Source organism: Bordetella petrii (assembly GCF_020991325.1).
Lineage (GTDB): Bacteria > Pseudomonadota > Gammaproteobacteria > Burkholderiales > Burkholderiaceae_B > Bordetella_A > Bordetella_A petrii_E.
Genome location: NZ_JAJMLX010000007.1, coordinates 1 through 25709 on the forward strand (window position 1 = coordinate 1; position 25709 = coordinate 25709).

Below are 25709 nucleotides of genomic sequence, written 5' to 3' on the forward strand. Positions count from 1 at the left end.
GGCCAGCCGCAGCGGCCCCGCATCCGACACCGCACGCCAGGCCATCGCCGGCTTGCAGGCGCGCGGCGTCACGGTGCATGCGTGCGCCTGCGACGTCACCGAGGCTGGCGCCGTCGATGCCCTGATCCAGCACATCAACGCCAGCATGCCCCCCTTGAAGGGCGTCGTGCACGCCGCCATGGTCATCGACGACGGCCTGGTGCGCAGCGCCACCAGCGAACAAATCCACCGTGTGCTGGCTCCCAAGATGCTGGGCGCCTTGCACCTGGACGCCGCCACCCGCGACACCCCGCTGGATTTCTTCGTGACGTTCTCGTCGGCCACCACGCTTTTCGGCAATCCCGGACAAGCCAACTATGTCGCGGCCAATGGCTGGCTGGAAAGTCTGTCGCGCCGTCGCCGCGCACAGGGGCTGCCAGCCACCTGCGTGCGTTGGGGCGCAATTGACGACGTCGGCTACCTGGCGCGCAACAAGAAAATCAAGGATGCCCTGCAAAGCCGCATGGGCGGCGCAGCCCTGGCATCCGACACCGCCTTGCAGGCGCTGGAAGCCATGCTGGCCGCCGACGCCAGCGGCCTGGGCGTGCTAGAGCTAGACTGGCGCGCCCTGCGGCGCTTCCTGCCCAGCGCCGCCACACCCAAATTCAGCCTGCTGTCGCGCCGCGCCAGCGAATCCGGCGACGACGACGCCGATGCCCGGGATATTTCCCACCTGTTGTCCACCCTGGACGACGAAGCCCTGCATCCCGTCTTCGTCGACATGCTGAAGGCCGAGGTCGGCGAGATCCTGCGCGTGCCAGCCGACAAGATCAATGCCGACGTATCCATCTACGATATGGGCCTGGACTCGCTCATGGGCGTGGAATTGGTCGTGGCCCTGGAAAACCGCTTCGGCATTCGCCTGCCCGTGATGGCGCTGAACGAAAGCCCTACCCTGGCAAAACTGGCCGACCGGCTGATCCAACTGCTGCGCAGCGACGGCGAACCCGCCGCGCAAAACAGCATGCTGGCGCAAGTTGAGCACGTCGTGTCCCAGCACACCGACGAAGTGTCCAGCGAGCTCATGGCCAAATTCGCCAATGAGCTGGAAGCCGGCGGTTCCAAGCAACGAATGATTCATTAAGCAACGTGAACCAAACCAAGAAAGGCCTGCCGGGGCTGAGCGCCAGTATCAAAGACAAACTGATCCAGCAATCGCTGGAACGCAAGCTGCGCCAGGCCGGCCAGGAACAGGCGGCGCGCCCCATGGCCGGCGCCGCGGCACACACGCGCAGCGCCGTGCCCGAAGAGTTCTACCGGTTCGACCTGCACCCCGGCTATCGCCAGCTGCGCATCCTGAACGAAGGCGCCACGCGCATGGGCGTGCACAGCCCGTTCTTCAAACTGCACGAGGGAACGGCGGGCGCAACTAGCCGCATCGGCGCCAAGCCCTACGTCAACTACGCCAGCTACAACTACCTAGGTATGTCCGGCGACCCTGTCGTGGTCCAGGCCGCCAAGGCGGCCATCGACCGCTACGGCACATCCGTATCGGCCAGCCGCCTGGTATCGGGCGAACGCCCCATCCATCGCGAACTGGAACGCGCGCTGGCCGAGGTTTACGACGTGGAAGACGCCATTACGTTCGTCAGCGGCCACGCCACCAACGTATCCACCATCGGCCACCTATTCGGCCCGCGCGACCTGGTGCTGCACGACGAACTCATCCACAACAGCGTCCTGCAGGGCATACAACTATCCGGAGCCCGCCGCCTGCCGTTCCCGCACAACGACTGGGCCGCCCTGGACGCCATCCTGCAAGACCAGCGCCACCACTTCGAACGCGTGCTGGTCGTGCTGGAAGGCATCTACAGCATGGACGGCGACTTCCCCGACCTGCCCCGCTTCATCGACGTAAAGCGCCGCCACAAGGCCTTCCTGATGGTGGACGAAGCCCATTCGTTCGGCGTCATGGGCAAGCGCGGCTACGGCATACGCGAACACTTCGGCCTGGCCGGCAAAGACGTCGATATCTGGATGGGCACCCTCAGCAAGACGCTGGCGGGTTGCGGCGGCTACATCGCGGGCGAAGCCGCGCTGGTCGAACATCTTAAATTCCTGGCGCCCGGGTTCCTGTACAGCGTGGGCATGCCGCCCAGCGTGGCCGCCGCGTCGCTGGCGGCGCTGCGCCGCATGCAGGAACTGCCCGAGCGCGTCGCCACCCTGCAGGCCCGCGGCAAATATTTCCTGGAACTGACCCAGGCCGCCGGCATAGACACGGGCCTGAGCGCAGGGTTTGCCGTCGTGCCCGCCATCATCGCCAGTTCCCTACGCGCGGCGCGCCTGTCAGCCGCCTTGTTCGAACGCGGCATCAACGTGCAGCCCATTCTGTACCCTGCCGTCGCGGAAAAATCCGCCCGCCTCCGGTTCTTCATTTCCTGCCAGCACACTGAAGAGGAACTGCGCAACACCGTTACCGCCTTGCGCGGGGCGCTGTAGTCGCGCATGGCCCCGCGACGCCAGCGCAACGTTCCCCGGGTCAAGCCAGCCAGCCGGCTGGCCGCCGGCCCGCCGAAGCTGCAAGACGCCTGCGGCGACGCCAGCGCCCGGCGCCGCTGGCGCCAATACTGGATCCACGACCCCGTGGCGGGCCTGGGCGAATTCGCCGTCTATTACTTGTTCCGCTGCTTGCCCATCGGCCTGTGCTCGGCACTGGGAGCCTGGCGCGGCCGCTATACCGGGCAGGCCCGCAGAGCCAACGAAAACCAGGCACGCCAGGCGCTGCCGCTGGTTGCGCCGCTACTACCGACGGCTCAGGCCGAGCAGGTCATCCGGCAATTGCACCGCAACGCCGGCCGCGCCCTGCTGGAAACCCTGATCATGGACCGCATCTGCGACAGCGCACGCGTAACGGCCCTGCCCGCCCAGCGCCTGCAACAGTTGCAAGCCCAATCGACGTCCCGCATATTTGTATCCGTGCATACCGGCAACCTGGGCGACCTGCTGGGCATGTGCCTGATGCGCATCGTCCGCGTCCGCGGCATGACGGTCAGCCGCATCCTGCCCAACCGATTCCGGCAGCGCCTAAGCGAAAAATTGCGCGGCAAGCACGGCGCCGACATTCTTGAACCCGGCCTGAAGGCTACCCGCCAACTGGTTACTCACCTGCGCCAGCCCGGCAGCACCGTACTTATCCACCTGGATGAAGCACGCCGCCGCCAGATTTACTTTCCCACCTTCGGGCGCCCCTTGCCCTATGGCAGCAACCTTAGCCTGGCCATCCGCCTATCCGCGGCAACCGGTGCGCCGCTGGTGCCCGTTTATATGCGGCGTCTTAAAGGCTCGAAATTCGAACTGCACATACTGGACGATATTCCGGCACCCGCCCCGAATGATGACCCACATCATATTGAACTGGCCCGCGACCTCGACATGCTGTTTACCCGCGTCATAAGTGAACAAATCGCGGATTGGCAGCAGCTTTATTTTGTACGGCCCGAACCGGAACCCATATTGGCGTCTTCATCACAGTGAATCATATTTATGCATATTTGGAAAAAATTGTATTTTTTCCCTGCACTGCGGCTACAATTCCCGCAGGCCAGTGCCGGACGCGCGTCCATGTGTAAATAATGTTAACAAATATAGCTATATATACGGGGATTACAACAATTACTTGCAACATGCTATTCCGCGCCACATCACAGTCATAACACAGGGGTACTTTGTTGATAGTCTCTCGTATTTGACAGGCCGCACAGGCCGCCAGTTTGAATAGAGGTGATCCACGCCGCCGTGCCATTCCTGGCCACAATTAGCTTATTGCTAGCGCACAATAATCTCCTTGTATTTCCCCACTTTGCCTGTTCCCAGCATATGTCCGGCAAGGTCCGTTTTTCGTCGGAGAAGTTTCCCGTTATATGAAGATTCTGACAGTCTTTGGAACCCGGCCCGAGGCCATCAAAATGGCTCCCGTGGTTGCGGCATTAAGTGCCCATGGCGGTTTTGATTCCCGCGTGTGCGTTACCGGCCAGCATCGGCACATGCTGGATCAAGTCCTGCAGCTGTTTGGCATTAAACCCCAGTACGATCTGGACATCATGCGGCCCGGGCAAGACCTGTATAGCATCACCGCGCGCGTGCTGGAAGGCATGCGAGATGTTCTGAACGACTTCAAACCGGATTATGTGCTGGTGCACGGCGACACCACCACCACGCTGGCGGCCTCGCTGGCGGCCTTTTATGCCCGCATTCCTATCGGCCATGTCGAGGCCGGCCTGCGTACCCACAATATTTATTCACCGTGGCCCGAAGAGGCAAACCGCCAACTGACGGGTAACCTGGCCACCCTGCACTTTGCCCCCACGGAACAATCCCGCCAGAACCTGCTTCGCGAAAGCAAGCCGGAAAGCTCCATCCTGGTTACCGGCAATACCGTCATCGACGCCCTGCTTACCGTGAAGACCAAGGTCGATGCCAATGCCGAGCTACAACAAAATCTGTCAGGCCGGTACCCCTATCTGGAGGGCGGCCAGCGCATTGTCCTGATCACCGGCCACCGCCGGGAAAACTTTGGCGGCGGATTCGAAAATATCTGCCGCGCCATTCAACAACTGTCGCAGCGCTATCCGGATATGCATTTTGTGTATCCCGTGCATTTGAATCCCAATGTGCGCGAGCCGGTAAATCGCCTGCTTAACGGCCTGGATAATGTGCACCTGATCGAGCCGCTGGAATATGAGCCTTTTGTTTATTTCATGGGCAAGAGCTTTATTATCCTGACCGATTCCGGCGGCATCCAGGAAGAAGCCCCGTCATTGGGCAAACCGGTATTGGTCATGCGCGACAATACCGAGCGCCCGGAAGCCGTTGCTGCCGGCACCGTACGAATGGTAGGCACGGATACAGACCGCATCGTGCAAGCGGTTTCCGACCTAACGGACAACGACATTTCCTACCAAAAAATGGCTTATGCCCATAACCCTTACGGTGATGGCCAAGCTTCCCAACGCATCGCACAAGCGCTGCTGAACCATTTTCAATCCCTGCAAAACCCGAAATGAGCGCGAATATGAACAACCCCACCCTTTCGGTCATTGGCTTGGGCTATATCGGCCTGCCCACCGCCGCCATGCTGGCCTCGCGCCAAGTCAAGGTCATTGGTGTGGACATCAACCAGCATGCCGTTGACACCATCAATCGGGGCGCCATCCACATCGTGGAACCCGGCCTGGAGCGCATTGTCCAATCGGTGGTCAAAGAAGGCTACCTGCGCGCCACCATCAAGCCGGAGCCCGCCGACGCGTTCCTGATCGCGGTGCCCACCCCCTTCAAAGGCGATTACGAGCCCGATTTGTCGTATATCCAGGCGGCCACCGAGGCCATCGCGCCGGTACTGAAGCCGGGCAACGTCGTCATCCTGGAATCCACGTCGCCTGTCGGCACCACCGAGCAAATGGTGCAGTGGCTGTCCGAACTGCGTCCCGACTTGAAGCTGCCGCTGCAAGGCAGCACCGATAGCGACATCTATGTGGCCTACTGCCCCGAGCGTGTCCTGCCCGGCCAAGTCGTGCGAGAACTGGTCGAGAACGACCGTATCGTGGGCGGCATCAATGCCATTTCGGCGGAAAAAGCGAAAGAGGTTTACCGCATCTTTGTCCAGGGCGAGTTGCTTGAAACCAACGCCCGCACCGCGGAAATGTCCAAGCTGACAGAAAACGCTTTCCGCGACGTCAACATTGCCTTCGCAAACGAGCTATCGCTGATCTGCGACAAGCTGCAGATCAACGTTTGGGAACTGATTCAACTGGCCAACCACCATCCGCGTGTCAATATTTTGCAGCCCGGGGCCGGAGTGGGCGGACACTGCATCGCCGTGGATCCGTGGTTCATTGTGAACAAGACCCCGGAACAAGCGCGCCTGACTCGCACGGCACGCGAAGTCAACGATGGCAAGCCGCACTGGGTCGTAGCGCAGATCCAGGCTGCCGTCAGCCAAGTAGAGGCTCATGGAGTAGATCCCGAGCAAATCAAAGTTGCATTGCTTGGATTGGCATTCAAACCCAATATCGACGATCTACGAGAAAGTCCCGCGTTGCATATCGCACAGGAGATAAGTGAGAAAGTGTCGGCGAAGATCATGTACGTTGAGCCGCACGTCGACGCTTTACCCAGTTCATTAAAACGCGGTAATCTCGTATCGCTGGAACAAGCATTAGCTGAAGCCCACGTCGTCGCGGTACTCGTCAAACACGATCCGTTCATTGAAGTGGGCCTAGGCACGCGAGAAGACCAACTTATTGTTGATGTAGTCGGACTGTCCGAAATTATTCAGACCAACTGATCACATCTATAACGAGCCAAACCAACTGCTCGAGCCAACACACGGTGTTGGCTCGAATATGTTTCTGTGCGCCCCCTAATCAATTTACCTCACTCACGATCCTGTAGAGGCAACCGGTGCTTATTAAGTCGAAATTTATAACCAAACTTCTAAAGAAACTCTCGTCTTGGAAGAAGAGCGACTTAATAATTATCAATAAGCAAGAAAGAAAGCTTCAAGACAAGAAAGTTGTCATGAATGTGTCAGGTCTAGATGCAGAACGAGAGGCTCTCATTATATCGGGCTCTGCTCTCATATATGGAGACTCGTTCGATAAAGCTATTATTCTTGCAGTCAATTTTTTTGATAAACAGAACAAGAAACTTGTAATCAATCCTGAGCGCCAAAGTTTGGCTCTTTCCAAGAAGTACGGATACTATCGATATTTACCTGCCTCCAGAGCAGGAGCGGCATTTAATCTAATGCTGGTTCTTCCACCAACGTGCCATCGCGTCAAAATCGATATTGTTCCGAAGAGCGGCGTACCTGTCATATTAGGATCTGGGGCAACCGTTCGCAGGGTCAAATCTTCGGACCCCGATAAATTTGCAGAGGCTGTGCGTGCCTTGGAAGGAATTGAGTCACGTACAGAATCTTACGAGCAATTCGCCAACCCACAAATCTATGAACGAGCCTTGAAGCGAATATTTGCAGACGATGAGAACGCTGCAGATTTGGCTCGCTTGTACGAATATCTTAACAATGCCGGCAGGCTCACTGCGCCTGGAATCGGCCGTTTACTGTACAGAGCCAACAGCGACCTTTCGATTGCAAAATCGGTCCAGAAAACGCTCACCGAGTTTGGACATTTGGTTGCGTTGAATGACTTCATTGTGGAAGTCACAGCCAACCCTCCCCCAGGCTGGTCACAATCCAATAAACGCGTTTCAGATGATGTAAAACGCCTTCGCTACGGTTACGAACCTCCTTTACGAAAATCCAGAGATTATCAACCCGGGAAGAATACTCTTTACCTACTCCATAATTCCCTTCCGTACAATTCTGGCGGCTATGCCACCAGAACTCACGGCTTGCTTACCGGTATACGAAAGATCAGTCCGTACATTCCGCACGCAATTTCTCGGCCGGGCTTTCCAACCGATCACCAAAAGTACATCAGCAAAAAGCTACCAGACCGTATTCCTGTCGCTGAAGACATCGATGGCATAGAATACATTCGCTGTGACCAAAAGGTAAGGCGTAGCCATCTCACTACATCGGATTATATTGATGTCTTTGCTGAGGAGGTAAGGACAGTCGCCAGACAGAAGAAAGCAGCAGTAGTTCATGCTGCATCCAATTTCCCGAATGGCATAGCAGCAGCTCGTGCTGCGCATTCCCTTGGCCTACCTGTCGTATATGAAGTACGAGGCTTATGGGAAATCACAAGAATGTCGCGCCAACTGTATTGGGACAAGACTGATCAATTCCACATGATGGCACGCGCTGAAGCCGACGCCTGCAAATTTGCGGACCATGTCATCACCATCACCCACGCGCTGAAAGATCTAATGGTGTCTCGAGGTGTAGACAGCAGTAAGATAACTGTGGTGCCAAATTGCGTCCATACTGACCTTTTCACCCCTAGCGAGCACAAAGATGCGCAACTTCTTACTTCGCTCGACTTCGACGAGCGCGATGTGGTGATCGGCTATGTTGGATCTGTCGTCAATTATGAAGGGCTAAAAGATCTACTCAAAGCGGTTGCGATTTTGCGCGAACGACAAATCGAACGGTTCAAGGTTCTTATTGTAGGCGATGGCGCCGTACTCGATGACCTTGTCAAGCAATGTCAAGCACTGGAACTTCAAAAACACGTCGTATTCACTGGCCGAGTTCCACATTCGGAGGTTCAGCGGTACTACAGTCTGATCGACATTACACCTTTTCCGCGAGAACCTTTCCTAGTCTGCGAACTTGTTTCACCACTGAAGCCGTTTGAAGCTTTAGCATCAGCAAAAACCGTATTAGTCTCGAGTTGTGCCGCCCTGACGGAAATTATCGAAGACAGAGTTAACGGACGGGTATTTGAAAAGGGAAACGTGACTGATTTGGCGGACAAGCTAGAGGAACTTATTGGAGATCACATACAACGCTCTCGCCTGGCGAAAGCAGGAAGAGAGTGGGTCGTGTCTGAACGCGATTGGCGCAATGCAGCCAGTATTGTTACGCAGGTCTATGATTCCTTATCTCAATAGTAGAAACACGCATCGTAGGGAAAAGATATTGGCACAGGATACAAGCCTTGATCTGACAAAAACTCGATCCTTTGAGCGGTGGAAGACGAAACTCTTCCGCCACGCCCATTTAAAGGACTTCGAACGCACAGAATCCTTACCTGAAGGGATCCACGCTATATCCCAACAGAACCAAGCTCCTATTGATATTTATATCAATATCCGAAAAGGCAAGCCTCTTTTTGTCTTTTTCCAAGGCGCGGTTAATAGCAGAACTGACAAATTCAAACTTCCTTTCTTTGCTGGATTTGGAGTCACATCGGGCTGCGATGCCAGCTTTGTTTCTGTAAGCGATCCAACATTATGCATCTCTGATGACTTAACATTGGCTTGGTATGCAGGGTCAAAAGTCTCTCCCACGCAAGAAATACTACCTAGCATACTAGAAGTAATAATACGCCTTGCCAAACCTTCGAACATAGCATTTGTCGGGACATCGGGAGGTGGTTTCGCAACGCTTTACTACTCACGGATGATGCCTAAAACGCTGGCTATCGCGGTCAATCCTCAAACAAATATTCTGAAATATAGCCAAGAGCCTGTAGCGCGCTACGCCAAGGAGGGGTTCGGAATTGAAAGTTTCAAGGCAGCAAAGAGCCAACTCCCTTTAAAAATTCATGCCGATTTGTGTTCTTTATATGAAGCTGGACATACCAACTCAATTCTCTATTTACAGAACCAATCCGATTGGCATGTAAACCGGCACTGCAAACCTTTTTTTGAAGCGCTAGGACACACGATTTATAATACGCTTGGGGGGACATCCTTTGAGCCTGGCCTTTACCTATACCTCGGACAATGGGGTAAAGGCCATATTGCGCCCCCGAAGCACATGCTGAAATCATTGTTGGAACAACTGTGTGCGCATGAAGGCGATTGGTCTTCGTTTCTGAATGACGAAGGAATTCGCCCAATTTTCAGCAGAGAGCCAAGGTATGAAACCCCGCAATCAATTCCAACAGATGGCACTCAGCAGGCGGTTACCCCCACGGTTGCGACTGCTTCCACAGCGCCCCCCCCTCGTGTGCCTATAACCGATGGCGCCACTGCAACTGAGCGGATCAAGCATGTTTCCCTGACGCTAGAGAACGATCGTACGCTCAAGGCGGAAATTAGCCATTCAGGTGGCGACGATTTACAATTCGCATTTTATTTATTTAAAGACAAACGCAGACTGCACATCCAGCGATATTCCAGTGACCCGAAATTTACGTTTGAATGTGATAAAAAAGGAAGCTATTACGTCGCAGGTTTTGCCAAAAATGTAGCAGGCAAGGCGCAGTCCATGAGATCAAGTGTAGTGTTAGTCACCCTGTAAATACCTAGGAGTCTATTTTCAAACTGATAAAACATCTCCAAGATCAACAATTACCATCAGTATATTTCGTGAGAAAGCTGATCAACGCAAGTAAGCTCACATTGTTGCTGGTGGCTATAACTTGAATCGGATCATGGTAACAGCTACGCAGATAGGCATACAGTATGGCTGCCAAAAGTTCAATCTGTTTCAATGAATCCAAGCGTGTCCGATCTATTGCATTAACCTCAGTGGCGATATAATAGTCGAGAGCTTCAGCCAAGTTATATTCCTCACCACTTTCCAACACAAGCGAGAAAATAAACTGCCCCCCCGGGATATTACAAATTCCCGATTCTCCATCAAAAGGAAGTATAGAAACCTTCAATATCTTCCCAGCACTGGAATCTAGGCAATCCTTTTTTTCCACCGGAAGATCAAGGTTACTGCTGAAAAAACGTCCTACTTTATACTCAGCTTTAAGACGGCAAAAACTTGCATAGACTTTGGGGTCAAAATAAAACTCTGCACCGAATTTAGTGAACAAAGTGGAAATCAAACCATGGTTTCTCGTAGAGCTGCTATTATTGATAACATCGTAAATCAATTGCTTATCAGCATTTTCTATTTGCCTTCCTGAGAGTAACGATAGGAAGGCGATACGTTGCTCTTCATCGGCAGCGCATAAAGTAGCAGAATGTGCCGTCTTTAGTGAGATGGACACAAGCCTAACTCCACACGATACCAGGCCGACATTCTTGGGGTGGTCAAAAATGCCGACTACAATTTTAACGCAACTAGGCGGAACAAGAATTGGGCCAATTGTGGTGACGTTTAATTCTTTTTTTATATAAGCATATCTATAATATGCACGATATCTCTTAGAAAATGGAAAACAGACGCAGGGATGTCGACAGTGATCACCCGCCTCATTCAAAAAAGCGAACGTGGCTATGGCTACAGCCGGCAAATGTGTAGCCTTGGACGTGAGTTCAATTTCATAAATATCCCCTGCGGTAACGTCCGACTGGTCAGTATCTCCATTTCTCATAATTTATTTTTCCATCATATTGCTCATTCTCTCAAAGAACATTCGAGACACTTTATTAGGCTTCATTGCGCGCAGAAGTTTTGAGAAGTCATACTGACTTCTTTCAAGGCGCATAGCTTTTTTGAAAGCGCACCGTAAATGATCTATCGAAATTTGTGACACTTCAATACCAAGTCCACCGGCAATGCTAGTCCCTCTTGCCGGCGAGGCACGAGCGATAACTGGAACACAAAATGTCGTAGCAAGCGCGATAACTCCAGAATTGAGTAAGTCAAGATTAGCCGCGACTACGAAATCGGCTGAATTAAAATAATGTTGAACATCATACTCGGCGACCCTTGCTGGCTCAATAATGATTCGAGCATCAAACTCCGCTGCACGCAATAATTGAGAAAGAAATTTCCTGTCTGGTGCTGGTCCTGCAATAATCAAAACAGCGTCTTCTTCCCTATCGAATGCTTGCCGAAACGCTGCTATTACGAAAATCAAACTCTTGTAGGGTAAAATTGCGCCAAAACATAAAAAAACGCGGGAGGAAGAAGATATTCCCAACGCCAAGCGGCTGGTCTCTTGGCTATCTACACGTGGATACCAACCCTCGTAGGAAGGGTGAGGTACATAAAATTCCTCTTTCTGCGAAATATCATAAGACGGATACGCAAGCAACCGAGTTTGCTTGTTCATAACATGAACGGCAGCTACGTAATCAAGCAAAACTCTCCTAACCTTCACCTCATGCTCGACAAATTTTGTGCCGTGGGGCAAAACATTATGAATAGTCCAGACTATGCGCACACCTTTCGAGCACAACTCATCTAGGAGTTGTCCGAATTCGTTTATTCGACGACTAGCATCATCTTCATCAGAAGCATCACGTAAAATTGCACCGAGCCAGTGAATATGCAGGATTACGTTCTGTACATTCCCCAACGCCTTTAGAGTAACTAGATCCGGGGTTGGAACAACAACATAGCCATATTGGCTAGCTTGACTATACAGTAGGTTTTGATAGGGGTTCGTAGTAAGAACCGGATAACAAATCAAAATGCGCTTTTTTTGAGGTGGCCCTCGGGTCAATCTCAATATTTCTGCGTCGGCAAAAATAGTCTCCCACATTTGTCGTCGATGTACCACGTCCCGTACTCTAGTCATGCCTAGCCTCACTCACCACCGCTAATGCGAGTCTAAAGAACTTGGCCCGCCATCCGTATACCGCCATGTGAATTCCTCAGAATAACTACACAATCAGAACAGAGACCACGCCTCTAGCTCCTGTAATCTGTGGCACCAGGTATGGTAAGTATGCACATATTCTGCCCCTGCAAGCGCCCTCTCCTGCGCTTGCAGATAGCCCCCCCCTTGGGTTTGGTCAATTATGCCAAGTAAGCCCTCCCTAGAGGAAAATGAATAACAATAACTGGAGAATAATTCCTGTACCGCTTGTGAGTCCGTAGTGATAGCCACGCCGCCGACTGCCATAATCTCAATCAAACGCCGCGAAAACATTGTTGGCGAATTCTCTATAGTATTGACGTTCAAGCAATAACGGTATTTTCTGTATATGTGCGCCGTTTTCTGATTTTTGACCCCAGGGTACACACGCATACCAGGCATTAAAGGATAGCGATACACGAATGAGGAACGATCAGAATTTCTGTCGTAAATGTCTAATCCCATGGGAGCAAACACTTCGAACATCATATCCTGCCATTGTCTTCGTCGCTCGTGTAAATGGGTGCTATAACTTCCCACAAACGACGCCTCACCAACGAAATGCCGTGTATCCTCCAATGCAACACAATGGAATTTAGGTTGGACTGCAAACATAAGCACTGATACGGGCTTATCGGGACCTAGATCTGTACGATACCGTTCCAAGCACGTCGAATCGACAGTTCCAATATGATCAAACAGTTCGGCTGAGTCTATAAATCGATCGTAATGTACCCCATCCTCCTTATTCCAAAAGAAAGTCTTGATGCCACGTTCCTTAGCATAAGAGACAACCTTTTGAAGTGCCACATTATTTCTTTCCGGAAACTCGGGATAAGATGCGATTTTGTAGCGCCAAGAATTTCTTTTCCCTTTCCACGCAGACTCGACAAATAACAGGTCTGGACGCCAAATACTCAGTACCCACCTATAGTTCAACGGAGTGATCTCCGTAACCTGGCATTCAGCTGACAAACATGCGGTTGTCAGCGAATCTCCAATGACGGCAACCCGCAGCTTGGAATATCTCCCCTCCCTCTGCTTCCGAACACGCCGTGGATTCAGCAAAGCTATCAAAATTCACTCCAAATTTCTTCTTGAGAACATGCAGCCATAAATGGTGACAATTAATTGCGTGATTTACCAACAATTGCGCCTACGCCGCATTCATGTGAGCATGCAGAATTATAATAAAAATTACGACTCAGCACAGAGAATATACGGTAAAATTCCGCACCATTGACCCCATCGTAACCAGCAATGAAGCTTAGGTCCTCTCAAGAAATTTGCCGCTCAGTCATTTTTGCACTTATTTTGCGTGAAATGCGAGGCCGCTTCGGTCGCATGCGGCTGGGAGCATTTTGGACTTTTATGGAACCGCTTGCCCACATGGCGGTGTTGGGCACAATAATGGTACTGCGAGGCAGGCACAGCTATTCGTACGACTACCTAGTATTTCTTCTTGTAGGGCTGGCCCCGTTTTTGCTCTATAAGAACATAGTCACCAAAATTATGAACAGTGTAGATGCTAACAAAGCACTATTCGCCTATAAACAAATTCAACCGTTCGATGCTTTTGTGGCTCGAGCGATCATGGAATTTTGTATCTCTGCCCTAGTCTTTGTCGTCCTCTATCTTGGATTAACTTGGTACGGATTCGATACACACATTGCCCGACCCAGTTCTTGGGTATTCACGGTATTCCTTGGAATTTTCTTCTCATTTGCGCTGGGCATTCTATTTGCCATAATAGTTGAAGCCGTGCCAGAGGCTAAGACAGCTTTGAGCCTGCTTTTCATGCCTTTATATCTCTTATCGGGCGTCATCTATCCTATTTCTAGTTTTCCGCAGTCGCTTGCAAAATATATTTTGTGGAACCCATATCTGCATATCATAGAATTAATTCGCTACGACACATTCACCGGGTACCGTCTCTACTATGGTGTGTCCTTGGAGTTTGTCATAAAATGCACGATCATTTTCAGCTTTGTCGCACTTTTCTTTTATCGAGTGCGCCGACTCCGGCTTATGGCTAGGTAAGATACGGCGCATATGTTTGAAATCATAAATGTCACTAAATCATACCTCACGCCGCGAGGTCGGCGCTATGTTTTCCGTGATTTGAATCTTTCAATTCCAGCAGGGAAAAACATAGGGTTGATTGGCAGAAACGGTGCCGGGAAATCCACACTAATGAGACTGCTTGGCGGAGTTGATAAGCCGGACCACGGCCGAATCATCACGGATCGGAATATTTCCTGGCCAGTAGGATTAAGCGGTGGATTCCAGGGAAGTATGACGGGCAGAGATAATGTAAAGTTCGTCTGCCGGGTCTACGGCGCTCTAGCCGACAGCATGCGTTCAAAGATTAAGTATGTTGAAGATTTTGCTGACCTAGGGAAATGGTTCGACGAACCGGTCAGATCGTACTCGTCCGGGATGAGATCGCGCCTTGCATTCGGCCTTAGCATGGCATTTGATTTTGATTACTATCTGATAGACGAAGTAATGTCCGTTGGTGATGCTCATTTTCGAAAAAAATCAAACGAGGTTTTTGCAGAGAAAATGAAAACATCAAACGTCATTTTAGTAAGCCATGCAATGGGCGATATTCGTCGCCTGTGCAATCTTGTTCTTCTTGTTCAGAACGGCGGCGTCCACATATATGAGGACGTAGTCGAAGGCATCAAAGCCTATCAGGCTTAGTTATTGGGGTTCTCGTGTTTAATTTCAATAAAATAAAGAAAGTCCCACTATTTTTCTACGTTGTACTATTGCCGATGGCAATAGCGATTTTATATTATGCCGTCTTTGCTATAGATCGCTACGTCAGCGTTTCCAAAGTGGTTGTTAGGCAACAGCAAGATGGCCAGGCGGCGAATATCCCGAGCCTTGCTTTGCTATTGGGGGGCACCAACCCGACTTCTCGAGAGGAAACTCTCTTCCTGCAAGAACTCATCCAATCAACGGAGATGATGAAAGATCTGCAGGAGAAATTTGGTTGGGTTCAGGCTTACGCTGCTCAGGGTGGTGACCCACTCTATTTCATTAGCGAAGATGCCTCAGATGAAGACCTGCTGAAATTCTACAATAGGATTGTCACCACACACTTCGATGAGCTGACGGGATTGCTCGCAATTGAAGTGCAGGCCCCTACTCCAGAGCTGGCAGAGCAGATGCTCAATGGCATACTTAAAGAGAGTGAGGGTTTCGTAAATGAAATTTCGCATAAAATAGCACGCGATCAAATGCGTTTTTTCGATGTGGAGCTTGCTAACGCCCGACGCAATTATGAGGAAAAAAAGAATGATTTAATTGCGTTCCAGAGTGCTAATAATCTGTTGGATGCGAACGCCGCAGCTGAATCGCTTGCGCAAATTATCGCCGGCCTGGAAACACAACTAACAACTGAGCGGGCTGCCTTAAAAGCACTCCAATCATCACTCTCTCCCAATAGCCCTCAAGTACTCCGACAACAAACTAAGATTCGTGCAATTGAGCAACAACTGCACGCAGAGAAGAAACAACTAGTCTCCGCTGCTGACGGCGATCAATTGAATGTCGTTGCATCGAAGTTCCGCAACCTCACAATTGATGCCGGAATAGCGGAAGAAAGCTACAAATTAGCGGTCATGGCTTTGGAGAATGCTCGCATCGAAGCATCCAAGAAGATTCGCACTTTGGTCACTGTCGTTGCTCCTAATCTCGCTCAGACAGCTATTTATCCTGAACGACTTTACAATCTGGGAACTCTATTCGTATTACTGCTGCTGCTTTATGGCGTGGCACGCTTCCTCATTGCCACAATAGAAGACCACCGAGATTAGGCAAGATCATGCACTTTAGTAATACCACTATGATTGACTACCGCCCCATCGCTAAAGCAAACATGGGTATGTCGCGATTACTGAGTCGCATTGCGATTGGAGCCCTAGTGTTGACGTTGAGCGGCTGCGGGATATTGTCCGGAGCAGGCCCGTACCGAAACTCCATCACTTGGACCGATGATTCAACTGATCCCCGCTATGACCTCATTAATTTGACGGCAGCGACCATCTCGCCCTACATACGTCCCCCCGCCCCACATTTGACATCCGACGTATCGCAATTGCCAGTTTCCAACGTCCGTCTGATCCCAGGTGACGTGATCGGATTACTTATTTCTGACAGCTCTCCTGAAGGTGGGTTGTTCGCTCCTTTGAGTATCGGCGGTACCTCGTTTCCCAAAGTCTCAGTCGATGCTAGCGGCAATATTTCGCTTCCCTATGTCGGCAAATTGAAAGTCTCCGGAATGACGCTTCCGCAGGTTCAAACAGCGGTTCAAAATCGATTGAAAGGTAAAGCTACTGACCCCCAAGTCTATGCTCAATTGGTCGGTGACTTATCGGGTTCGGTGTTAGTGGCTGGCAGCGTCAAAGCGCCTGGCCGCTTTTCCGCCTTGCAAGGTCCACTTACTCTGCTTGATGCTATAAACATGGCTGGCGGCCCTCTTCTGGACCCTCATTTGACAAAAGTCACTGTTCGCACGGGAAGTGAAGTTCATGCCTACAGTTATCAAGAGCTATTGGAAGGACGGAATCAACCCGTGCCGCCACGGTCCGAGATTATCTTAGAGCGAGCCCGCCAGCGTTTTGTGGCTATGGGTGCTGTTAACACACCAGGACTACATGATCTTCCCTCTGCTAACCCGAGCTTACTAGAAACTTTAGGCGTTGTCGGTGGCTTGGATGAGAGCAAGGCGGACCCTACCGGCGTCTTCGTTTTTCGCCTGACCAACGAGGATACAGATCAACCTCATGCTCAGGTATTTAGTTTGAACATGCGCAACCCTGAATCAATATTCTTGGCGCGACAGTTCTTGGTTCAACCTGAAGACGCAATTTATGTTACCAATGCAGCCGTCTACGAATGGCAAAAAATCATCACGCCGATCGTACAAGCAGTGTTAATCGGTCAACGTTTTTGACCTAAACATGGGTGTCTCACAAATTGCTGTCCATTGGCTTGACTGGGGGCTATGGCGACAAACGAAATTATTGACTAGGCTAAACATGCCGGTGCGTCGCACGCTTGGCCGATGGCCGGCACCTGGTACAGCGGCTTATATTGGTTGGGGTCTAAAGACAAGCGGATTGCGCGCCCAATCACTCGCCGCTAAGCACAACAGGGCATGTTGGCTGTTAGAAGACGGATTTCTGCGCTCTCTCGAATCTAGTAATAGCATTTCATACTCTTTAGTCATCGATGACGAAGGTATTTACTATGACGCGCGCCGGCCGTCCGCCCTTGAACGATTGATCCGAAAACCTCTGGACGTCGTGCAAAAGCAGCGTACGACCGCGCTTATTAATGCCTGGAGGGAAGCAGGTGTGTCGAAATACAATGGCGCGCGTGATCCGGACCTTATAGGCCTTCCAAAAAAATACGTGCTGGTAGTGGACCAGACGGCGGGCGACGCCTCCATCGCAGGAGGCATGGCTACCGAAGCGTCCTTTCAGTCCATGCTTGAAGATGCTCTAGCGCACAATCCGGATTGCGCAGTCCTTCTTAAAGTGCATCCAGAGGTAGCTGCCGGACATAAGAACGGGCATTTTGACATCGAAACGCTAAAAAAAATAGCGCGGATTCAAATTATTGCCGAGGATGTCCATCCCGCTCTAATCCTGAAATATTCTGAAGCCGTATATACCGTCACCTCGCAACTCGGCTTCGAGGCATTATTGTGGGGGAAACCGGTATATGCATACGGTATGCCATTTTACGCTGGCTGGGATTTGACCGTCGATCAACTCGCAACACCAGCTCGACGGAATGCGGCTTCTCTTGAACAAGTTGTGCACGCCGCACTAATCGAATATCCACGTTACTTCGACCCCGAGAGCGATGAGCAATGCGAGGTTGAGACGCTACTGGCTTGGCTTGCCTTGCAACGCAAGGAACGCCATCGCTTCCCCAAAAAACTCGTTGCGTATGGCTTTTCAAAATGGAAGCGTCAATATGTGAACGAATTCCTGGCAGGCAGCGAAGTAACATTCACCAATACTGTGACCGACTGTCCTTCCGGCTCTTTAACGGTCACCTGGGGTCATAAGCATACTCACGAGTTCCGGAGCTTGCCCCATCCCATTTCGCTAGTTCGAATTGAAGATGGCTTCATCAGATCAGTAGGGCTTGGAGCCGAATTCGTACGCCCTATTTCGTGGGTGATCGACTCGGATGGCATCTATTACGACGCCAATAAACCGTCAGGCCTGGAGCATATATTATCTGATGCTCATTTTACTGAGGCGTTGTGCAAGCGGGCGGCGGATCTCCGAGAAAAATTAGTTTCTCTTGGAATAACAAAATATAATCTTTCAGGTCTAGCCAACTGGCAACGTGAAGAGAATTCAGGGTATGTCATACTAGTCCCGGGCCAAGTGGAGAGCGATGCCGCTATCACTTATGGCACTACCCACATAACCCGAAACATTGACCTATTGCGTGCGGTACGTGCCAAGCATCCCGATGCCTGGATTATTTACAAACCACATCCAGACGTTGTTGCCGGCTTACGCGACCGGGGTGTCACTGAGCATGAGGCGCGAAACTGGTGCGACGAGATCGTTAATGATGTTCCCTATCACACTCTTCTCGAATCGGTCGATGAAGTTCATGTAATGAGCTCATTAGCCGGATTTGAGGCGTTACTGCGTGGCCTACCGGTATCGACTTGGGGCCAGCCATTCTATGCAGGCTGGGGCCTCACCCGTGATTATGGGTTGACCACTCAGACACGCTCACGTCGACGCCGAGCACTGACTTTAGACCAACTAGTAGCTGGAGTTCTAATTCTTTATCCCACCTATGTTAGTCGAATCACTCGCAAGTTTTGCTCTCCCGAACGTGCTGTCGACGAATTGAGACAATGGCGTCACCAGGCGCGATCAAATCCGGCCAGACGCTTAATTGCTCGGCTTTTACGCAAACCGTGAATCGACGCTTCCTCTTTCTTCAAGGCCCCTGCTCCCCTTTCTTTTCACAGTTAGGCCGTGGCCTTGCAGACGCTGGGTATCATATCGCCAAATTGAATTACAATTGCGGCGATGCAGGCCAATGGCGACAAGGTTGCAGTCAGTCGTATCGGGGTAAAGCCGAAGATTTGTGTATTTTTTATCGCCTGCTATTCGAACGTGAGGGTTACACGGATATAATTCTCTTCGGCGATCACAGGCCAGTGCATTTGCCCGCTATTCAAGTAGCGAAGACTTGTGGGATTAACGTACACGTATTCGAGGAAGGTTATTTCCGCCCCTATTGGATTACATTGGAGCGAAACGGTGTAAATGCAAAATCGGAGTTGCCAAATGATCCGGCTTGGTATCGCAAGATCGGGCCGCGAATCCCTGATTATGGAAATGGCCAAGAATTTAAATCTTCATTTTCAACACGCGCTTATCACGACATCGTATACCAGGCAGCGGGAATAGCCAACCGCTTACTCTATCCCGAATACCGAACACATGCCCCCGTATCGGCGAGTGCAGAATATAGAGCATATGCAAAGCGAGCAGTATCTATCTTTCGGAGAAAAGCAACGGATGCTGCGGCCATACAGAATCTCATTTATAGCCGTACACCATTTTGGCTTCTTCCTCTCCAATTAAACAGTGACGCGCAAATCCGATGTCACTCACCCTATGCAGATATGCCTCATATGTTGCAAGAGGTCATAGCATCATTCGCCCGGATGTGCCATCCGAGCGCATCGCTTGCAATCAAGAACCACCCTCTTGATCCTGGCCTAATGAATTATGAAAAAATCATTGACGAATTATGCGCCAGATTTGCGGTATGCCGTAAACGAGTAATATATTTAGAGAGCGGCCCATTACCAGCCCTCCTCAACCATGCTCGGGGGGTTATTACCGTCAATAGCACAGTGGGCGGATCGGCACTTGTGCACTCCCGACCGCTGATGGCTCTTGGCCAAGCCATTTACCATATGCCTGGCCTGACATTTCAAGGCCATCTTGACGATTTTTGGCGACACGGAAGGCAACCGGATCCAAGGCTATTCAGATGGTTCCGTAACACGGTCATCCATAGCACACAAATTAATGGTGGTTTTTATGCTAAATCTAGCATCGCCATGAGTGTCTCGGCGGCACTTCCTCGCTTGCTGGCGACGTGTAGCAGGCTAAACATGCTCCGCTGACTCGCGTAGGAAGAACATTTCTCATCGATGCCATTTCTTTTTTTTTCAAAATATATAAAATTGCATTCGATCGACACGATCCAGATCGCCCAAAGAATCTTCTCACCTCAATAAGCTACAATAACTCCAAATTTCCAAAAAATAGTGCAAAATTATTATTTCTCATATAGACTACTCCTTCTGAAAAGCTGGGGTAGATCAAATGCAGGCACAGAACGACGGGAAAATTAATACCGATATCCTTTATCCCCTAGGTTTTGTTATCGGGAAAGCTTTATCCTGGGTGCCTGATCATTATAGAAAGATAGATTTTCCATGTCCATTGTATGTCAATGCGAACACCCGATATGGTTTATCTCGGGTACCTTACCGCATAGCGATGGTGATTGGCGAGCCTATACACCCAGACCATATTGGCCTCGACCAACAGGGCATAGCCGAATTATTACTCTCCCATTGGCACCAAAAACAATCAGAAATAGATAAGCTCGTTGGACGTTTCGCTGTCATCCTTATGGAAGATAGCGGAAAGATCGAAATACAGACTGACGCTATCGGCTTACGTGCCGTATATTTTTCAAGAACCAGCCAAGGCGTGGTCGCAGGCTCTCATGCGAAGTTGGTCGCTCGGGCAGCAAACGGTGGTGAGGCTGTCGAGTTCAGACAATTTTATACTCTAGGCTACCCAGGCATCAACACTCTATATTCTAGAGTCTATCGATTACCGCCTAATAATTCCCTGTTTTTGGATACAGGGGAACTACGCCGATTTTTCCCTACTGATCATATTCCCGTCACATCTCTTGAAGAGAGCTGGGATCATGCATTCAGTCGGGCACAACAGGTTGTCCGCGGCCTTACCTTGCGATCCGAGCGTCCAGTTCTAGTATCGCTTACCGGGGGGTTGGACAGTCGCTCCACACTGGCGGCAACACGCGGTATCTGGGAAAAATTGGATTTTTTCACTTACGTCAGTGGCCAACACCCACAGCATGAACTGGATGTCTTGGTAGCTTCAGACTTGGCCGCTATTCTCGGGTTGCGGCATCAAATAATCGCTTATGGACACCTCACTCCAGACCCCAAGGTCATGGAAGCAATTAAGTCAAATAGCTTTAGTATCCACCAGAGAAATTTGTCGTGTGCGTATTTAGAGCACTTTGGCAGCCATCGCTACGTGCATGTTCGAACCAATTTGATGGAATTGGCGCGCTCCAATCTATTTGAACATCATGGAAGCCATCCTGCCTTTCCTAACGGCCCAAACTCGATCGAGAAATTGGCCGAGTACTATTGCATGGTTGGGAAACGCGAGCCAAGTAAACAGATTGTCGAAGCGTTTACAAGGCAGTTTGACGAAGCGAATACAGCTACCGCTCTACAATTTGTCAGCGCCTGGGATCTTTTCTTTATTGAACATCGAATGGGCGCATGGCAAGCTGCAGTTGTGACTGAATCAGATGTGGCATTTGACACAATTATTGCCTTCAATAGTCGAGAAATAATAAAGAAATTTATTGGCGTGCCTCAAACTATTCGCTCAACGTCAAAGTACTTACAAAAGAAGATTCGAACACTTTTGCCCGAAATCTCAGACATCCCTATTAATCCACGACAGTACGTTCGCTGTCGCTGATAACTAGATAACTCGGAGGAAGCTTTGGATCAGTCACGCGATGATATTTTGACGGCGCTGTACTGGGATTACTGCGCGCTGCTAAGGGGCTCCCATGAGTTCAATCGAAGCTTTCCCGTCCGACCAATAAACACTGTGGTCCCACATCCTAGGCTGAGGTTAATGCTCCAATCCGATGAAGCCATGGCAGCTATCCTTCCGGTGGCCGCTTGGAAGCTCTCACTTGGAGATATTTCTCTAGCTCCATTCTGTTTGCACTCCTCCGAACAGATTGTAAAGATTTCACCCGCATTGCTGGACAATGCTCCGGCATTGTCTGTAGCAGCTCGTTGGGGACTCGAACTAGCTCGGGTGCGAGACGAAAATTACTGCTCCTCAAGTTTGGCGGCAGTTCTCTATCACGGCAATCGCTTACTAGCTCGGATAGACACTGTAAGCCGCAATCTTTTTCTATCTCTTCTTCCAGAATCAATCGCCGCAACTGTATGGGATGGAGGGAAAGTACATCTGACCCAAAATGCAATCGAGTGGCTGCACTCCCTCGCCTCTACGAACACGTCTATCAGTCCAGTTCCGGCACTAGAAAGGCTTCCCGAACTTGCCACACCGCTTGAGGATATCTTGATAGCCGGTGGAGACAGCCGCCTATCAATTGACCCTAGCTCCGGTTACAACCGTTATGGTGTTCCTCCAAGACCGCGGCCCGATGCAGTGCATTTTTCTTCCTCCACCGCATCGGCTATCAGTGACTATGGATTCGCGTTCTGTGAGCTGCTGCGACAACAACTTTTACGGATCGGCAGTAGCGACGCCACTGCGCAACAAGTAGTTCGCCGAGCATCCTCCGCAATGGAACAACATGTTCTGCGTATGTTGGGCTCACAAGCGAATGAAGCAGATGTCTTATTCACAGCATCTGGGACTGACTCGGAATGGGCGGCGGTTCTAGTCAGCAAGGCCGGAAACGAGGGCCGTCCTCTGACAAATATCCTCATTGCGCCTGAGGAAACCGGTAGTGGTGTTGCCAGTGCCGGGGCTGGATGCTATTTCGATGACATCATCGCCTTTGGCGATCATGTCGAAAAGGGAGCATTGATATGGCCGGAGCAACGGATTACTGTAGAGAAGGTGGCCATCCGCGGAACTGACGGCGCACCACGATCAGTCTCTGATATTGACAATGATTTCCTCACCGCCGGCAAGAGTGCTTTATCACGCGGGGACCGTGTTTTAGCACACGTTTTATTTGCCTCAAAAACAGGTCTTGTCGCACCATCCACATCTGTGGTCAACAAATTAGTCGCACTAGCGCCAGATCAAGTCGACGTTGTGGTCGATGCATGCCAGATGAGAATGAGCTTTAGAGAACTAAGTTCCGCAGTCGAACGAGGTTGGATGCTACAAGTCTCTGGATCCAAATTTCTAACTGGCCCCCCCTTTTCTGGAGCGTTGGTATTGCCAAATAGCTTCCGCTCACGTTTGCAATCAGTGCGATTGGCTTTAGACAAAGCACCACACATTTGCCCGAGTGAGCTTTGGGGTGATTGGTGGTCAAATCAATTGACGCCCAGCGCCACAGCCCCGAGCTATGGCTCCTTGTTCCGCTGGTTCCCCGCCCTGATGGAAGCCCGTCTTTTAGATACCTTACCTGAAAGCTTCCGCCGTAGCATATTTGATCAGTTCCGAACAACGTTAATCCAATGCATCGACCGAACTCCGTATCTCCAGCCTATTTCCATTGGAGAAATGCGTGAAAAAGAGGAAGAGTTTGCACGTCAATCAATTGTCTCATTCCAGGTAATGGGGCGTACATGGGATGGAGCTCTTCGCGCACTCGATGAGCCAGAATGCAGATATCTATTTGAGATGCTGAATAAGGATGTCAGCCTCCTGTTTTCAGACCTGAGACCGACCGAACTAGCCTTAGCCAAGCAAAAATTTCATATTGGCCAGCCCGTAACGCTGCGTACATGTACTGAGCAAAGAACTGTCCTTCGCCTAGTAGTTGGTGCACGTTTTTTCACTATCGTAGGATTTGCTGGAGAGGACGCATCAATGGCAGCCCTCGATTCCGAAATAGCTGATGCAACACGGGCCATTGCAAAAATTGACATGCTGGCGTCTCGATGGTGGCGTCTCCCGAATTTCAACCATAAGGACTGAATGCGTGAGGAATCCGATGGAGAAAGCAGTTTTATATCCGTCTCAACTTGATCCAGAAGATTGGGACGCCTTTCGTAATAGCGCCCATCGAATGCTAGACATCTGCATTGATCGCTTGAGTGCTGCACGTGAGCATGCCTGGCAAGCAACCCCAGTAGAAATTCGAGAATCATACACTTTGGATGACAATGGGTTAAATCAAGGATTTGAAGAACTTGTTGATATTTTGAGCTCGAATATTTTGCCATTCAATACCGGTAATACCCATCCACGCTTCTTCGGATGGGTGCATGGTACTGGCCTCGCGAGCGGCTTGATCGCTGAGATGGCAGCCGCCACAATGAACAGCAATTGTGGCGGTCGCGACCACGCTGCGATTTACATCGAACGTGCGGTGATCGAATGGTGTCGTAGAATCTTCAAATTCCCACGCACGGCTAGTGGCCTGCTAGTTACAGGGACCTCTCAAGCAACGGTCGTCGCGCTTGCAACAGCGCGTCAACATGCACTAGGGCCTGACAGTAGAGGAAACGGCGTACGTAACGGTCCACCGTTGGCCGCATATGCCGTAGCCGGTGTGCACAATGCCACAATCAAGGCACTCGAACTTCTTGGCTTGGGCTCGAAATCACTTCGAACTATCCCGCGAGACTCCAGTGGCTCGATGGACATGCAATTGCTCGCCGCTGCTGTCAAATGTGATCGGCAGAGTGGAATTAAGCCTTTTTGTGTAGTCGGCACAGCCGGCTCCGTCGACTTAGGCCAGTTTGACCACCTCGATGCCATAGCTGACTTTTGCTCATCTGAGAAGATATGGTTCCATGTCGATGGAGCATTTGGAGCTTGGCTAAATTTAGCCACGCCACCATGGCGTGACTTGGCTGCAGGGTTAGAGAGAGCCGACTCTTTAGCCTTCGATTTTCACAAGTGGATGTATGTCCAATATGACTGCGGAGCTGTGCTCATAAGAGATGAAAGCGCACATCGAGCAACATTTGCGGCAAGACCCGCTTATCTTGCGGGACAAGATCTCGGGCTCGCAGGCGGCGACCCCTGGTATTGTGATTATGGGACAGATCTCTCACGAGGATTCCGGGCATTGAAAGTCTGGGCAGCACTCAAGACACACGGAAAGCAAGCTTTTGCAGATGCAATCACAAAAAACTGCGAACAAGCCTCTTTCATGAGTGAGCTTGTAAAAGCTTCACCGAATTTGACACTCGCGGCCCCTGTTTTTTCAAATATCTGCTGCTTTTCTGCGGCGAGCACGTCGTTAAATGAAGCTAAAAATAACGACTTACATAATCAAATTGCTCAAAAATTACAGATGGATGGCTCTGTAGTCTTTTCAACGACCAAGTTCGGTGGCCAAACTGTACTACGTGCCGCAATTGTTAATCATCGGACCAATAACGATGATATTGCCTACTCCATTGATGCGGTCGAACGAGTTCGAGCAATTTTACTTCCGCACCTCGCAGGTGCTAGATAGCGTATTCACGCACTCATAGACCGCTCATCAATGAACGCTTTTACCCTAGCTGACCCAGATTGG

Annotated in this window: 19 protein-coding genes; 16 read left to right on the plus strand and 3 right to left on the minus strand. The window is 50.8% G+C overall.

Going from position 1 to position 25709, the window contains the following annotated elements:
* The 7 genes from LPZ50_RS01710 to LPZ50_RS01740 all read left to right on the plus strand — a co-directional run.
* On the plus strand, nucleotides 1–1123 hold a 1123-nt coding region (locus LPZ50_RS01710), incomplete at its 5' end, for an SDR family NAD(P)-dependent oxidoreductase (protein ID WP_230656867.1).
* Nucleotides 1124–1128: 5 nt separating this feature from the next.
* Nucleotides 1129–2478 carry an aminotransferase class I/II-fold pyridoxal phosphate-dependent enzyme gene (locus tag LPZ50_RS01715; RefSeq protein WP_230656869.1) on the plus strand — a complete coding sequence of 450 codons (1350 nt, stop codon included), beginning with the start codon at nucleotides 1129–1131 and terminating at the stop codon, nucleotides 2476–2478.
* A gap of 6 nt (nucleotides 2479–2484) precedes the next feature.
* Nucleotides 2485–3513, plus strand: coding sequence for a lysophospholipid acyltransferase family protein (locus tag LPZ50_RS01720; protein ID WP_230656871.1), 1029 nt, complete (start codon nucleotides 2485–2487; stop codon nucleotides 3511–3513).
* Between the two features lie 386 nt (nucleotides 3514–3899).
* Nucleotides 3900–5042, plus strand: a complete 1143-nt coding sequence (wecB, locus tag LPZ50_RS01725) for a non-hydrolyzing UDP-N-acetylglucosamine 2-epimerase (protein WP_230656873.1) — start codon at nucleotides 3900–3902, stop codon at nucleotides 5040–5042.
* Between the two features lie 8 nt (nucleotides 5043–5050).
* The gene (gene wecC, locus LPZ50_RS01730) at nucleotides 5051–6322 is read left to right on the plus strand and encodes a UDP-N-acetyl-D-mannosamine dehydrogenase (RefSeq protein ID WP_230656875.1); all 1272 of its coding nucleotides are present in this window, start codon (nucleotides 5051–5053) and stop codon (nucleotides 6320–6322) included.
* Between the two features lie 116 nt (nucleotides 6323–6438).
* Complete coding sequence (locus LPZ50_RS01735; RefSeq protein ID WP_230656877.1) at nucleotides 6439–8559, plus strand: glycosyltransferase; 2121 nt, start codon at nucleotides 6439–6441, stop codon at nucleotides 8557–8559.
* A gap of 28 nt (nucleotides 8560–8587) precedes the next feature.
* Nucleotides 8588–9916 (plus strand): hypothetical protein, encoded by a 1329-nt coding sequence (locus tag LPZ50_RS01740; protein ID WP_230656879.1) that lies wholly within the window; start codon nucleotides 8588–8590, stop codon nucleotides 9914–9916.
* A gap of 43 nt (nucleotides 9917–9959) precedes the next feature.
* Here LPZ50_RS01740 and LPZ50_RS01745 read toward each other — a convergent pair whose 3' ends face one another.
* The 3 genes from LPZ50_RS01745 to LPZ50_RS01755 all read right to left on the minus strand — a co-directional run bounded on the left by LPZ50_RS01745 (nucleotide 9960) and on the right by LPZ50_RS01755 (nucleotide 13097).
* Nucleotides 9960–10946: a hypothetical protein gene (locus LPZ50_RS01745; RefSeq protein WP_230656881.1), complete on the minus strand. Its 987-nt coding sequence runs from the start codon at nucleotides 10944–10946 to the stop codon at nucleotides 9960–9962.
* A 3-nt stretch (nucleotides 10947–10949) separates the two neighbouring features.
* Nucleotides 10950–12062: a glycosyltransferase gene (locus LPZ50_RS01750; protein WP_230656883.1), complete on the minus strand. Its 1113-nt coding sequence runs from the start codon at nucleotides 12060–12062 to the stop codon at nucleotides 10950–10952.
* A 129-nt stretch (nucleotides 12063–12191) separates the two neighbouring features.
* Entirely contained in the window at nucleotides 12192–13097 is a 906-nt protein-coding gene (locus LPZ50_RS01755; protein WP_230656885.1) for a CgeB family protein, read from the minus strand.
* A gap of 321 nt (nucleotides 13098–13418) precedes the next feature.
* Between LPZ50_RS01755 and LPZ50_RS01760 the strand changes: the two genes are divergently transcribed.
* The 9 genes from LPZ50_RS01760 (at nucleotide 13419) to LPZ50_RS01800 (ending at nucleotide 25646) form a co-directional block, all read left to right on the plus strand.
* The gene (locus LPZ50_RS01760) at nucleotides 13419–14198 is read left to right on the plus strand and encodes an ABC transporter permease (RefSeq protein ID WP_230656886.1); all 780 of its coding nucleotides are present in this window, start codon (nucleotides 13419–13421) and stop codon (nucleotides 14196–14198) included.
* A gap of 12 nt (nucleotides 14199–14210) precedes the next feature.
* Complete coding sequence (locus LPZ50_RS01765; protein ID WP_230656887.1) at nucleotides 14211–14864, plus strand: ABC transporter ATP-binding protein; 654 nt, start codon at nucleotides 14211–14213, stop codon at nucleotides 14862–14864.
* Nucleotides 14865–14878: 14 nt separating this feature from the next.
* Nucleotides 14879–15985, plus strand: a complete 1107-nt coding sequence (locus LPZ50_RS01770) for an ABC transporter permease (RefSeq protein WP_230656889.1) — start codon at nucleotides 14879–14881, stop codon at nucleotides 15983–15985.
* 29 nt (nucleotides 15986–16014) lie between these two features.
* The gene (locus LPZ50_RS01775; RefSeq protein ID WP_230656891.1) at nucleotides 16015–17124 is read left to right on the plus strand and encodes a polysaccharide biosynthesis/export family protein; all 1110 of its coding nucleotides are present in this window, start codon (nucleotides 16015–16017) and stop codon (nucleotides 17122–17124) included.
* Between the two features lie 85 nt (nucleotides 17125–17209).
* A complete protein-coding gene (locus LPZ50_RS01780; protein WP_230656893.1) occupies nucleotides 17210–19132 on the plus strand; it encodes a capsular polysaccharide biosynthesis protein in 1923 nt (640 codons plus the stop codon).
* On the plus strand, nucleotides 19129–20355 hold the full coding sequence (locus LPZ50_RS01785) for a capsule biosynthesis protein (RefSeq protein WP_230656895.1): 1227 nt from the start codon (nucleotides 19129–19131) through the stop codon (nucleotides 20353–20355). The genes LPZ50_RS01780 and LPZ50_RS01785 overlap by 4 nt, the downstream gene beginning before the upstream one ends.
* A gap of 202 nt (nucleotides 20356–20557) precedes the next feature.
* Complete coding sequence (locus LPZ50_RS01790) at nucleotides 20558–21991, plus strand: hypothetical protein (RefSeq protein WP_230656897.1); 1434 nt, start codon at nucleotides 20558–20560, stop codon at nucleotides 21989–21991.
* Nucleotides 21992–22153: 162 nt separating this feature from the next.
* Nucleotides 22154–24154 (plus strand): hypothetical protein, encoded by a 2001-nt coding sequence (locus tag LPZ50_RS01795; protein WP_230656899.1) that lies wholly within the window; start codon nucleotides 22154–22156, stop codon nucleotides 24152–24154.
* 16 nt (nucleotides 24155–24170) lie between these two features.
* A complete protein-coding gene (locus LPZ50_RS01800; protein ID WP_230656901.1) occupies nucleotides 24171–25646 on the plus strand; it encodes a pyridoxal phosphate-dependent decarboxylase family protein in 1476 nt (491 codons plus the stop codon).
* The last annotated feature ends 63 nt before the right edge of the window (nucleotides 25647–25709 follow it).

Bases quoted from the DNA above. Each gene is read 5' to 3' on its own strand.
- LPZ50_RS01720 (WP_230656871.1), top strand. From the start codon at position 2,485: ATGGCCCCGCGACGCCAGCGCAACGTTCCCCGGGTCAAGCCAGCCAGC.
- wecB (WP_230656873.1), top strand. From the start codon at position 3,900: ATGAAGATTCTGACAGTCTTTGGAACCCGGCCCGAGGCCATCAAAATG.
- wecC (WP_230656875.1), top strand. From the start codon at position 5,051: ATGAACAACCCCACCCTTTCGGTCATTGGCTTGGGCTATATCGGCCTG.
- LPZ50_RS01745 (WP_230656881.1), bottom strand. From the start codon at position 10,946: ATGAGAAATGGAGATACTGACCAGTCGGACGTTACCGCAGGGGATATT.
- LPZ50_RS01750 (WP_230656883.1), bottom strand. From the start codon at position 12,062: ATGTGGGAGACTATTTTTGCCGACGCAGAAATATTGAGATTGACCCGA.
- LPZ50_RS01760 (WP_230656886.1), top strand. From the start codon at position 13,419: ATGAAGCTTAGGTCCTCTCAAGAAATTTGCCGCTCAGTCATTTTTGCA.
- LPZ50_RS01765 (WP_230656887.1), top strand. From the start codon at position 14,211: ATGTTTGAAATCATAAATGTCACTAAATCATACCTCACGCCGCGAGGT.
- LPZ50_RS01775 (WP_230656891.1), top strand. From the start codon at position 16,015: ATGATTGACTACCGCCCCATCGCTAAAGCAAACATGGGTATGTCGCGA.
- LPZ50_RS01780 (WP_230656893.1), top strand. From the start codon at position 17,210: ATGCCGGTGCGTCGCACGCTTGGCCGATGGCCGGCACCTGGTACAGCG.
- LPZ50_RS01790 (WP_230656897.1), top strand. From the start codon at position 20,558: ATGCAGGCACAGAACGACGGGAAAATTAATACCGATATCCTTTATCCC.
- LPZ50_RS01795 (WP_230656899.1), top strand. From the start codon at position 22,154: ATGCTCCAATCCGATGAAGCCATGGCAGCTATCCTTCCGGTGGCCGCT.
- LPZ50_RS01800 (WP_230656901.1), top strand. From the start codon at position 24,171: ATGGAGAAAGCAGTTTTATATCCGTCTCAACTTGATCCAGAAGATTGG.